Source organism: Cytobacillus gottheilii (assembly GCF_018582665.1).
Lineage (GTDB): Bacteria > Bacillota > Bacilli > Bacillales > Cytobacillaceae > Cytobacillus > Cytobacillus gottheilii.
Genome location: NZ_CP071709.1, coordinates 2,390,150 through 2,402,156 on the forward strand (window position 1 = coordinate 2,390,150; position 12,007 = coordinate 2,402,156).

Below are 12,007 nucleotides of genomic sequence, written 5' to 3' on the forward strand. Positions count from 1 at the left end.
CTTTACATAGAAATCGTTCCTGTTTCTATCATTTTTTTATTTGCTTAAATGGAAGAAGGATGACCTAAGCCATCCATCTTCATATACTAGCGCACAAGGCAAGGGCGCTTATTGTCAAATTTCCAATTAGGGATATAGAATTGCATTCCGACTGAATCGTCACGGGAATTTAATCCCATGTTATGATAAAGTTCATTTGCTTTTAGAATTTGGTCCATATCTATTTCAACACCTAGGCCTGGTTTATCCGGAATTGTTAAATAGCCATCTTCAATTTTGTATGGATCCATTGTTAAGCGCTCAATTCCTTCTTGCCAGATCCAGTGTGTATCAATAGCAGTTATTTCACCAGGAGCAGCTGCTGCAGCTTGTGTGAACATTGCTAAGGAGATATCAAAGTGATTGTTTGAGTGTGAACCCCATGTTAATCCCCACTCATGGCACATTTGCGCTACACGTACAGAACCCTGCATGGTCCAGAAATGCGGATCTGCAAGTGGAATATCCACTGACTGAAGGGAGATCGTATGACCCATTTGTCTCCAGTCTGTTGCGATCATATTCGTTGCTGTTGGAAGACCTGTTTGTCTTTTGAATTCAGCCATAACTTCTCTTCCGGAATAACCATTTTCAGCACCACATGGATCTTCAGCATATGCTAATATTCCGTGCATATCCTTACATAATGAAACTGCTTCTTTTAATGACCATGCTCCATTTGGATCCAGTGTAATTCTTGCATCAGGGAAGCGCTCTTTTAATGCTTTAATTGCTTTAATTTCTTCTTTTCCTTCAAGTACCCCGCCTTTAAGCTTGAAATCCTTGAAGCCATATAATTCCTGAGACGCTTCAGCTAGTTTTACGATTGCTTCTGGTGTTAATGCTTCTTCATGGCGAATACGGTACCATTCGTTTTCAGCATTTTCATTGCTGTAATAAGGTAAATCAGTTCTATTACGGTCTCCAATATAGAATAAATATCCTAATGTTTTTACTTTATCACGCTGCTGGCCTTCACCTAAAAGTGCTGCAGCAGGTACATTTAAGTGTTTTCCTAAAAGATCTAATAAAGCAGCTTCAATGGCTGTAACAGCGTGAATGGTGATCCGAAGATCAAATGTTTGCAAGCCGCGTCCGCCTGAATCACGATTTGCGAATTCTTTTCTGACATCATTTAAAATTTTATTATAGTTTCCAATAGAAGCTCCAATTACAAATTTCTTGGCGTCTTCTAATGTTGTTGTGATGCTTTTGCCCCCAGGTACTTCTCCAACACCGGTATTACCATTGCTATCCTTTAATATTACTATATTTCTTGTAAAATAGGCACCGTGTGCACCGCTTAGATTGAACAGCATACTATCTCGGCCAGCTACAGGATACACTTCCATTGCTGTTACGACAGGTGTTAATGCAGTTTCTTTTAATGTATTCATGTTCACCGCTCCAATTTGATTTATTAGGGTGCAGGGAAACTTTCATCTCCCTGCCCATATTTAGATGTATTATTTGCTTACTTCAGTGTTAGCCAATTTTTCATAGTATTTTAATAGACTGCTATGGTCTTCCATTTCGAATCCATCTTGTTTTAATGTATACATCATTTCAAGCACTGCTGCTGTTAGTGGCGCTGGAGAACCATATTCATGGCTTGTTTCCATTGCATTTGTTAAGTCTTTAATATGCAGATTGATGCGGAATCCTGGGTTAAAGTTGCGGTCCAGCATCATTGGCGCTTTTGCATCCAATACTGTGCTGCCTGCTAATCCGCCGCGGATCGCCTGATACACTGCTTCAGGATTTACACCGGCTTTGTGAGCTAAAACGAATGCTTCTGATACAGCTGCAATGTTTAAAGCAACAATCACTTGGTTTGCAAGCTTTGTCACATTTCCTGCTCCAACTTCGCCAACATGTACAACAGATCCAGCCATTGCTTCTAATATTTCTTTAACATCTTCAAAAACTTCTTTATTACCGCCAACCATAACGGAAATCGTTCCATCAATTGCTTTTGGCTCTCCGCCGCTAACTGGTGCGTCCAGCATTTGCACCCCTTTTTCAACTAGTTCTTTATTTATTTCCTGAGAAGCTTTCGGAGAAATTGAGCTCATATCGACAAAGATCAGACCATCACGAGCACCTTCTATTAAGCCGTTTTCTCCTAAAGCAACTTGTTTCACGTTTGGAGAATTTGGAAGCATCGTAATGACTACATCTACTTTTTCAGCAATTTCTTTCGGAGTGGACGCTGATTCAGCACCTAGTGATTCTAATTCTTTTACTGCATCTTTATTAAAGTCACTTACAACTAGCTGATAACCAGCTTTTATTAAGTTTTTACTCATAGGTTTTCCCATAATTCCTAGTCCGATGAATCCTACTTTTTTCATTGTTCAATCACTCCTACTATTTTTTAAAAGATTTATATTTAAAGAGCTATTCCTAACTCCTTAAAACGATTTAATGTTATCCAACAAATAGATTTAAGATTAGTACGCCAATCAAACCTAGGATGGCAAGAGCTGTTGTATAGGTTGTTCTTGATTTCAAGGCGTCTACTAATGATAAGTTTAGGTACTCCTTATACATCCAGAATCCTGGATCATTTACATGTGAGAAGGCTACGCTTCCGCTTGTTACTGCAAGAACCATTAATTCCATGCTAATGCCAGACGCCTGAGCGATTGGCAGCACGATACCTGATGCTGTCATAACAGCTACAGTTGCTGACCCTAATGCTATCCGTAAGATGACTGCGATTAGCCAAGCGAGGATAATCGGTGATATATCCCAGCCGCTGGTGATCTGCTGGATATAATCAGATACACCGCTTTCTACTAATATTTCTTTAAATGCTCCGCCTGAACCGATTACAAGAATGATCATCCCCATCGGTTTAATAGCATTGGAACATGAATTCATAACATCTTTTAAGCTTCTGCCGATTTTAGGTCCTAATAGATAGAATGATAGAAGCAATGCCAGCAATAATGCGATAGGTGCTGATCCAAAGAATTCCATATAGTGTCTAAAAGTGTTTCCTTCCGGTAAGAAAATTTCAGCAATAGCCAATATTGCCATCAAGAATACAGGGATTAAAGTCGCTGAGACACTTGCAAAAAAGCCTGGCATTTCTTCTTCGGTAAACATCTTTGTTGTAACTAACCCTTCAGGTATGCTCGGATTCATGCTTCTAACGAATGGAAGTCTAGGCCAAAGTAGGGCAATAGCTGTTCCAACTGGGATGGCAATCATTAATCCATAAAGCAGTGTGACTCCTTGACTGGCTCCAAAAACGCCTGCTACAGCTGCTGGACCTGGATGCGGCGGCAGGAAGCTGTGCGTTGTAGATAGTCCCACAACTGTTGGCAGCGCAACCCAGAGCAGGTTTAATTTCGTTTGCCTTGCAATTGTGAAGACCAAAGGAATCAGCAGTACGAAAGCTACTTCGAAGAACATGGTGATTCCTAAAATATAAGCTGCAATGAGCATAGCGATTTGTACTCGTTTCACGCCCATTTTATCGATCAAAGTATTGGCAATTTTCTGAGCTGCTCCAGCATCCGCCATAACGTTACCAAGCATAGCTCCAAAACCTAGAATCAAAATCAATTCATCAATTTGACCGCCGATCCCATGAGTCATTGATTCGAGTATGTGATTCAAATCCATTCCCTGCAGTAAACCAACTAATATAGCTGCTAACAGTAAAGCGATAAATCCATTCATTTTTAAAGGAATCATCAAAATAAGGATTAAAACAACACCAAGTGCCGCATAGAGTAATGGCATGGCTAATTCCCTACCTTTCTAGGTTTGTTTGTTAGTTAAAAGAGTTATATAGCTCTAAATCTTTTAAAACGTTTTCTAAAATCAGCTTGCTCTCAGGACTCATTTCTGCTGCTGGTGCAAAGGCATAGCCTACATCGATGCCAACCATTCTTAACCCTTCTTTTAAAACAACCGGGAATGTAGCTTTATCTACTGCTAAGCGCAATGGAGAAAGTTTAAATTGTAATTCCAATGACTTCTTATAATCCTTTTCAATAAAAGCATTGTAAATGTCGGCAACCAATCTTGGAGCTATATTCGCTGTACTGGCGATTGCACCGGTTGCACCATGACATAATCCAGCGTAGATCAGTGTGTCGCGCCCTGCTAAAACTGAGAAAGAATCTCGATCCGTTACTCTTAAATACTCAATCATTTTTGTCATATCTCCGCTGCTGTCCTTTATTCCGACGATATTGTCAATCTTGCTCAGCTCTGCACAAGTGTTCACGTCAATCTTCACTTGTGTGCGTCCTTCATTCCCATATAGGATTACTGGCAAGTCAGTTGATTTAGCAATTGCAGCAAAGTGAGCAGTTAGTTCCTGCTGATTTGGTGTCATAAAGTAAGGTGTTAAAACGGACAAAGCAGCTACGCCGCCTACGTCTTTTGCCATTTGAGCAGTATCAATACAATCTCTTGTTGTAATTTCACTTGCTCCGCAATAAATCGGTACTCTTCCGGCTGTGTGTTCCACTGTGAGCTCTAAGACTCTGCGTTTTTGTTCTTTTGTAAGACCGTAAATCTCACCGCTGCTGCCTAGAACAAATAGTCCATGGACTCCTTCTTGGATTGTATAATCAATTACTTTCTTTAGAGAATCCTCCATAATATTTCCGTTTTTATCTAGCGGTGTAACAAGTGCTGGCAGTACTCCTTTTGCTTCGAACATGTTAGTTCCCCCTTTTTGGAATTGGATAGGTCTAATGTTGTTGAATTTTGAGAATTGCAGATGGCTGCTTCTCATTGTTGCTGAGCTTTTCTTACATTATCTAGATATTGTTCAAGTTCCTTACAACCTTTGAGAAATATTTCACAAGTTCATTGTAAACGATTACTAATTAAACTTCTTTAGGTAATCGTCTGAATTTTTTCGGTGTTTTTTATGCATTTGCCTAAAAATTACAGATGTATATATTCTCTTGTATTTTGTCAACTTCAAACAGGTGACCATATTATTACGAATTAACGAACTTATTGATTTGAAGCCATTCGGAAGGAAGCCGCTTACAAAATTTACATTATACTAAATATATGAAGTTCCACCTTCTATTCCTAACCGGACAGGATATTTAGGCAAATTCACATATATTTGTACAAGGAGATGTTTGTATGCGAATTGATAATGTGCTAGCTCAAAAAATATCAGATAAAGTTATGACGGTTATTCCATATAATGTGAACATTATGAATGAAGAAGGATTAATAATCGGAAGCGGTGAAAAGGAAAGAATAAATACCTATCATGAAGGAGCCATTAACTCTATTGAACAAAGCAGGATGATTACAATTTATAAAACAGATCACTCCAGTAAACCTGGTGTCAATATCCCGATATATTTTAGAAATAGAATCATTGGGGTTATTGGAATAAGCGGAGATCATAAAATCGTCGGTTCTTTTGCTGAACTTGTTCGAGTTACGGCTGAGCTGCTGATCAACCAGGAGTTTCTATTTTATGAAAGAAGAATTAAAGAACAGATGAAAGAGGAATTTTTATATCAATGGGTCTTTCGTCAGGATGATTACGATGAATCATTTACCAGCAATGCGGAAACCTTTGGCATTGTTCTTAATATCCCGAGAATGGCGATTATTGTTAAAAGGAAACAAGTAAGAGAAATGACTTTAACAGATCAAGAGTATTCTCTCAGATATAATCAGCATATGGTTTTATACATTGTGCCGGAAAATAGCGACTTTATCAGAAGATTAGAAGCCAGCAATTTAGCTAAGGGAACACTAGTTGGGATAGGAGGTTCATATACTCATTTAGCGAAATCAATTCAAGAGGCTCAGCGGGCGATTGAAATTGCCGATAAAATGGGATTGTCAATAATCTACTGTTATTATAACGAAGTTCAATTTATTGATTACCTCACAAATCGAGATGGTGACCTCCATCATATCGTTACGATTATTGAGAAAATGAACAATAGCACAAAAGGCAAAGAACTGATCGAGACCCTGCTGAGTTATGTAAAGCATAACGGCGACATGAATGAAATTGCAGCAGACCTTCATATCCACAGAAATAGTCTAAGCTATCGTCTGCAGAAGATTGAAACACTGACCGAGAAAAATCCAAAACATTTCATCGAATTATTTGAGCTTTTTACTGGGTATATTTTATATAAATTTCTGTCAGATTCGGGTAATACCAGCGATTAGATACCTTTTTGTTTTTCTCTCTCAATTTTACAGCTGAAATAAAAGCGGTTTGTTATAAACGCTTCAAGAGGTACATCTTTATAAGGAAACATTATTCCTAGAATCATTCATATAAAAATACTTCCTGAGGCCTTTCTATTTTATTAATCGATGATATACTGATGACCGGCATCATATTCCCGTCCATACTTCTCTTCTGAATGGTCCCTTCAAGATCGTACCACTCCCCTGTCGGCAGTTTCTGCACTTCCCCTTCCAGCATATATCCATATACACTGGAGTCAGCCACACAGCATGTCATAGACTGCCTGGCAATGACCGCTTCATCGTCGTTAAATTCACTTTCCCGATAAATAAATCCTTGAATCTGAATGCTAACTCCTATTAGTTGATCCAATTCTGAGTTCATTGCTTGCATCACTTTAAAGTAGTTATCATCATTTACGGTAATCCGTTTTGTCTCTTCATTGTAAATTTCACTCAGAAGCACCTCATTAGCAAAGTCTGGTGAAACAGAGCTGATGATTCCCCTGTTTGCAAGTGAAGCTGCGTTTAATTGAAAGTCTTCTGTTACAAAAGAAAGAATAATAGATGCCAAAAACACACCATATACTGGATACTCCTTCCATGAACTTTTATGAGAGTCAACGGACAAGCAATAACAGTCTGCCATTTCTTCTTTATTTGAACGAAAAAGCCGATACATTCCTAATAACAGTAAGACAATAAAGGCAAAAAGGACAAACGTCATCATCTTTGGTGCCATAATAAAAGCCATGTTCCCAGTTAGATACAACTTGAATATAACAAGACTTATGGATATTAATATAATCCCCTGTAACTGCATCCGAAAAGAAACAGCCAAACGTACTTCAGAATTCATACCAGCCCCTCCTTTAAAAATACACCTGCCAGCATACACAATAAAAAGACAACCACAGTTACAATTAAAATAAAAAAGAGAACAAATTTCGTTTTAAAACTAGCAAGCATCACGAGAGTATTTTTTAAATCAAGCATAGGTCCGAAGACGAGAAAAGCAAGTATAGAATGCTGAGGCACGACATGCTGAAACGCTGCCGCAACAAAAGCATCAGCTTCAGAGCACAGAGATAACAAGTACGCCAGTCCCATCATTAGTGCTGTTCCAATGACTGGATCTGAGCTTGCTTCTATTAAAGAACCACGGTTAAGATAGACTTGTGCAGCACTAGCCAAGAGCCCGCCAAAAATGAAGTATTTACCCACTAAGAAAAACTCATCAATACTATGGTTCACCATAGAGTTGAATCTTGAATAATTATGATGATGGTGCGCTGGTGCGGTGAAATCGTTTGTATGCTTACGCAAAATGTTTGAACCTGAGAAAAATACATATATGATGAGGGCAACCGTTAATGAGACCGCAATACATAATGCCATTCTGCCGATATAAATGGCAGGATCGTTTTGAAATGCAAAAAAAGTGGAACCAAATACAACGAAATTAAGAATAGGAGCAGCTGTTAAAATAGCCATTCCAGCATGAAGCGGAACCCCTTTCTGTATAAGCCTGCGGACAACAGGGATTATGGCACATTCACATACTGGTGTAATAGCAGCAACTATAATAGCAGTGATTACAGCCATTACAGGGTGCTTAGGTATCCATCTTTTGATATAGTCTTCGGAAGTATACTCGTGAATAATTGAAGAAAAAATAACTCCGATCAAAAGAAATGGAATAGCCTCCAGGAAGATTCCCATAAAAATGACGAAGATTGATTTAAACTCCCCTTCAAGAATATCCCCATGAAAGAAAAAGCCCTCAAGATCTCCAAAAAAGAATAGAGACAACATAAAAAATAGTAGGATTGTTACTAATAAACTCCGCATATTAGAGATTACACTCATTAATATCTCTCCTAAATCGTAATTACTTCGAATGATTTACTATTACTCTATGTAATCTATTTGAGTTTCATTCACAAAATGATAGATTTGGATTTTAGTTCTTTTGCTTTTTAATCTGTTCGCTTTCATATAAAAGAAAAAGGCTCATTTGGTGCTAAAAGGAAATCTTTCTAGTAATTATTTGAAGATTGCTTAGACCCGTATTTTTTCAGTTGTGAATGTGGTATGTTACTCTGGGTGATACCTATGATGATCATAAAAGAATTTATAGCTAATTTAGCTTTACTGGGCACATTGCTTTTTCTATATTCTCAAGTAATCATGAAAAAGCCGCTTCAATTGCATTCATCTGCGAAAACGAAACTAATTGCAGGTATCTGCGGCGGTTTTGTTAGTATTGTATTAATGCTGTTCAGCATCAATATTGGTGATTTACTCGTAGACTTACGTTTTATACCGACACTGCTGCTTGCTTTTTACGGAGGAGCATTTCCAGCGCTGATATCCATGGCAATGACCATTATATTCCGGTTCATTCTATCAGCCGAAATTATATCTTTGTATGCATTGTTTATTAGTGTGACTGGCACCTTGTTTGCCATCTTTTTTTCAAGAGTAAAATTTTCCGCTAAAATTAGAATTTTTTCCATCTACACATTTAACAACATCATTTTTTCAATCTTTTTTGTTTATCTAAGTGAAGATCCAGCTATTATAATGGAAGTACTTACTTTATATTGGCTGATTTCATATATCTCCACTTTTTTAACGTTTTATCTAATACGATATATCCGTGAAAGCCAAGCTCTGTTTGCAAAGTATAAGAATGATTCTTTAACAGATAGTCTTACAGGTTTAAACAATGTTCGTAAGTTTGATGAAGAGTTCAATAGATTTGTGCATGATGTTAAAAATAGTGATCAGCAGCTTTCTCTTCTTTATATAGATATAGATTATTTCAAGAAAATTAACGATACATATGGACATAAAGAAGGCGACATCGTTTTAATTGAACTTGGGGCAAGGCTTCAGAAAGCGACCAGAAATTTTGATATCGTCAGCAGAAATGGCGGAGAGGAATTTACCGTTTTACTTTTGGATTGCCCTGCTGCCAGAGCTGTTGAAATTGCAGAACGCATTCGAGACAGCGTAGAAAAGGATGCCTTTCTATTAAGCACTGGCAAGTCTATTTGTATTACTGTTTCAGTCGGTGTAGCGAGCTATAGAGAAACAACTGAAAACCCAGCTATGTTAATTGATGATGCGGACTCTGCACTTTACCTAGCCAAACACTTGGGCCGTAACAGAGTATGTGTGGCATCATAAAGCAATGATTCTATTAAGATTCCTTAATATAAGGGATCTTTTTGTTTAATTTATTCTTGAAATATTCTCCTCCAAAAATAGTAATTGTCACAAAATGTTCTAACCTTTACCGATTCACAGCTAGAATTAAACGGTATATTACTATATATAGATTCAAATAAACACAACCAAAGCATATATAGTATTGGAGGAGTAAAGAAATTGAAACAATCGATTTTGATGAATTCCGACCCATTTGAACAATATGAACAATTGGCTCTTTCTTTTGAGGATATTGTTACTACTAAAAAACAAGATTTAATACAAGAAAATGCAAACATGGATGGCCGAAGTCCATGTGGAATGATGAATAAGTTTGCCAGCGAAGCATCTAAATTTTATACAAAAACAGAGCTTTTAAGTGATGAAGCTAAACAGGCAATGAAGGATAACTTTATTTACCCTCACGACCTTGATTATTATGCGACCGGCACAACAACCTGTGCACAAATACCGCTCGGCAAGCTCTTGCAAACTGGCTTTCATACTGGCCATGGCTTTATGAGAACACCCAGTGATATTACGAGTGCCATGGCACTGGCCACGATCGTTTTCCAATCCAATCAGAATATGCAGCATGGCGGTCAGTCCGTTCCTGCCGTTGATTTCGATCTGGCTCCTTTTGTCAAAAGAACCTATTTAAAAATACTTAAACGCTTAAACAGCTATCCGCTGCAATGGACAAATGAAGAAAAGAGCAAGCAGGCATGGGCTGAAACGGAGCGGGCAACTTATCAAGCGTGTGAAGCATTTATACATAATTTAAATAGCATGCATAGCCGCGGGGGCGGTCAGACTCCTTTTACTTCAATTAATTATGGAACAGACACATCAAAAGAAGGACGATTGCTAATCAAAAATCTGCTGCTTGCCACCCAGGCAGGCCTTGGAAAAGGCGAAACACCTATCTTCCCTATTCAAGTGTTTAAAATGAAAAAAGGCGTTAATTACTTTGCTGCTGATCCTAATTATGATTTATATCAATTGGCTTTAGAAACAACTGCAAAACGTTTATTCCCTAATTTTTCTTTTATTGATTCACCGTTCAATCTTGCCCATTATAACGGAACTCCTGAATCGGAAGTTTCCTATATGGGCTGCAGAACGAGAGTCATGAGCAATCGGCATGGTGAGGAAAACAGTGTCGGCAGAGGAAACTTATCTTTTACGAGTGTCAATCTAGTCAAGCTTGCTCTCACTTCCAGCAGCATTGCTGAGTTTTATCACTTATTAAACAAATATAGTGAAATAATCATCCGTCAGCTCTACGATCGTTATTTATTTCAGGCCAAAAAACAGGCAAGGGATTTTACCTTCCTCTATTCTCAAGGTGTTTGGCTTGGAGGCGAACAATTAAAGCCAGATGACACATTGGAAGATATATTGAAACAAGGCACTTTATCGCTCGGTTTTATCGGGTTGGCAGAATGTTTGAAAGCTTTAACAGGAAATCATCATGGTGAAGACGAGGAAAGCTGGAAACTTGGCTATGAAATTATTCAATTTTTGCGAAATAAAATGGATGATGCAGCCGAAAGATACGATATAAATTATAGTTTAATTGCCACACCTGCTGAAGGGCTAAGCGGCAAATTTGTAAAGCAGGATCAGCTTCTATTTGGCGAGATAAAAGATATAACCGACCGGGCCTATTACACCAATTCCTTTCATATTCCCGTTCATTATTCTATCAGGGCAATCGATAAAATTAGGTTAGAAGGTCCCTTCCATGAACTGTGCAATGCTGGCCATATTTCTTATATTGAGCTTGATGGTGACGTAAGGCGAAATGTAACTGCTTTAGATAGGCTTGTGAAAGCAATGGCAGAACATCATATCGGTTATGGCAGCATTAATCATCCAGTGGATCATTGCAAAGTCTGCGGATATAATGGGTTAATTGATGAAGAATGTCCGAGCTGTAAAAGCACTGATGAGGGTGACTTTCATCGTATTCGCAGGATAACTGGTTATTTAGTTGGTGATATGAGCAAGTGGAATAGTGCAAAAATGGAAGAAGAACGAGATCGAGTGAAGCACGGGGCAAACAAATGAAGGTGATGAATATTTTGCATGATTCAGTCGTGGATGGTGAAGGGCTGCGGACCGTCATTTTCTTTGCTGGATGTCCCCATCAATGCCCTGGCTGTCATAATCCCAGCAGCTGGCATATGCAAAACGGAACAGATATGAATGTTGAAGAAGTTGTCCAGGAAGCAATGAATCCGTTAACAGATATCACATTAAGCGGTGGTGATCCTTTTTTTCAGGCTAAAGAAGTTAAGCTTGTAGCGAAAACACTTAAAAGTCTTGGTAAGCATATTTGGGCATATACTGGCTATACACTTGCTGAGATTCAGGAAAAAGGAAGCAGCGACCAGCAGGAATTATTGTCCTATTGTGATGTATTGGTCGATGGCCGATTTATTATCGGACAGAAAGACTCCACACTTCCATTTAGAGGGAGTGCAAACCAAACGATCCATTACTTAGCATAATAAAAGGATAGTGGCGTTCCATTTGG

Annotated in this window: 10 protein-coding genes; 4 read left to right on the top strand and 6 right to left on the bottom strand. The window is 38.3% G+C overall.

Features of this window, described 5'->3' with window-relative positions:
* Positions 1-86 precede the first annotated feature (86 nt).
* The 4 genes from gudD to dapA all read right to left on the bottom strand — a co-directional run bounded on the left by gudD (position 87) and on the right by dapA (position 4,726).
* Positions 87-1,436, bottom strand: a complete 1,350-nt coding sequence (gene gudD / locus J1899_RS11795; RefSeq protein WP_151572403.1) for a glucarate dehydratase — start codon at positions 1,434-1,436, stop codon at positions 87-89.
* Between the two features lie 69 nt (positions 1,437-1,505).
* Positions 1,506-2,393, bottom strand: a complete 888-nt coding sequence (gene garR / locus J1899_RS11800) for a 2-hydroxy-3-oxopropionate reductase (RefSeq protein ID WP_151572404.1) — start codon at positions 2,391-2,393, stop codon at positions 1,506-1,508.
* Positions 2,394-2,469: 76 nt separating this feature from the next.
* Entirely contained in the window at positions 2,470-3,795 is a 1,326-nt protein-coding gene (locus tag J1899_RS11805) for a gluconate:H+ symporter (RefSeq protein ID WP_214473868.1), read from the bottom strand.
* Between the two features lie 31 nt (positions 3,796-3,826).
* Positions 3,827-4,726: a 4-hydroxy-tetrahydrodipicolinate synthase gene (gene dapA, locus J1899_RS11810; RefSeq protein ID WP_066445438.1), complete on the bottom strand. Its 900-nt coding sequence runs from the start codon at positions 4,724-4,726 to the stop codon at positions 3,827-3,829.
* Between the two features lie 440 nt (positions 4,727-5,166).
* Between dapA and J1899_RS11815 the strand changes: the two genes are divergently transcribed.
* Positions 5,167-6,225 carry a CdaR family transcriptional regulator gene (locus J1899_RS11815; protein ID WP_214473869.1) on the top strand — a complete coding sequence of 353 codons (1,059 nt, stop codon included), beginning with the start codon at positions 5,167-5,169 and terminating at the stop codon, positions 6,223-6,225.
* 103 nt (positions 6,226-6,328) lie between these two features.
* Here J1899_RS11815 and J1899_RS11820 read toward each other — a convergent pair whose 3' ends face one another.
* Together J1899_RS11820 and J1899_RS11825 are read right to left on the bottom strand one after the other, a co-directional pair.
* Positions 6,329-7,108: a TIGR03943 family putative permease subunit gene (locus J1899_RS11820; protein WP_214473872.1), complete on the bottom strand. Its 780-nt coding sequence runs from the start codon at positions 7,106-7,108 to the stop codon at positions 6,329-6,331.
* The gene (locus tag J1899_RS11825) at positions 7,105-8,118 is read right to left on the bottom strand and encodes a permease (RefSeq protein ID WP_214473874.1); all 1,014 of its coding nucleotides are present in this window, start codon (positions 8,116-8,118) and stop codon (positions 7,105-7,107) included. Before J1899_RS11825 ends, J1899_RS11820 begins: the two co-directional genes overlap by 4 nt.
* 246 nt (positions 8,119-8,364) lie before the next feature.
* Between J1899_RS11825 and J1899_RS11830 the strand changes: the two genes are divergently transcribed.
* The 3 genes from J1899_RS11830 (at position 8,365) to nrdG (ending at position 11,981) form a co-directional block, all read left to right on the top strand.
* Positions 8,365-9,444 (top strand): GGDEF domain-containing protein, encoded by a 1,080-nt coding sequence (locus tag J1899_RS11830; RefSeq protein WP_246586465.1) that lies wholly within the window; start codon positions 8,365-8,367, stop codon positions 9,442-9,444.
* A 219-nt stretch (positions 9,445-9,663) separates the two neighbouring features.
* A complete protein-coding gene (locus tag J1899_RS11835; protein WP_214478821.1) occupies positions 9,664-11,538 on the top strand; it encodes an anaerobic ribonucleoside triphosphate reductase in 1,875 nt (624 codons plus the stop codon).
* Complete coding sequence (gene nrdG, locus J1899_RS11840; protein ID WP_151572410.1) at positions 11,535-11,981, top strand: anaerobic ribonucleoside-triphosphate reductase activating protein; 447 nt, start codon at positions 11,535-11,537, stop codon at positions 11,979-11,981. Before J1899_RS11835 ends, nrdG begins: the two co-directional genes overlap by 4 nt.
* The last annotated feature ends 26 nt before the right edge of the window (positions 11,982-12,007 follow it).

Coding starts and splice junctions, on each gene's coding strand:
- gudD (WP_151572403.1), bottom strand. CDS start 1,436: ATGAATACATTAAAAGAAACTGCATTAACACCTGTCGTAACAGCAATG.
- garR (WP_151572404.1), bottom strand. CDS start 2,393: ATGAAAAAAGTAGGATTCATCGGACTAGGAATTATGGGAAAACCTATG.
- J1899_RS11805 (WP_214473868.1), bottom strand. CDS start 3,795: ATGCCATTACTCTATGCGGCACTTGGTGTTGTTTTAATCCTTATTTTG.
- dapA (WP_066445438.1), bottom strand. CDS start 4,726: ATGTTCGAAGCAAAAGGAGTACTGCCAGCACTTGTTACACCGCTAGAT.
- J1899_RS11815 (WP_214473869.1), top strand. CDS start 5,167: ATGCGAATTGATAATGTGCTAGCTCAAAAAATATCAGATAAAGTTATG.
- J1899_RS11820 (WP_214473872.1), bottom strand. CDS start 7,108: ATGAATTCTGAAGTACGTTTGGCTGTTTCTTTTCGGATGCAGTTACAG.
- J1899_RS11825 (WP_214473874.1), bottom strand. CDS start 8,118: ATGAGTGTAATCTCTAATATGCGGAGTTTATTAGTAACAATCCTACTA.
- J1899_RS11830 (WP_246586465.1), top strand. CDS start 8,365: ATGATGATCATAAAAGAATTTATAGCTAATTTAGCTTTACTGGGCACA.
- J1899_RS11835 (WP_214478821.1), top strand. CDS start 9,664: ATGAATTCCGACCCATTTGAACAATATGAACAATTGGCTCTTTCTTTT.
- nrdG (WP_151572410.1), top strand. CDS start 11,535: ATGAAGGTGATGAATATTTTGCATGATTCAGTCGTGGATGGTGAAGGG.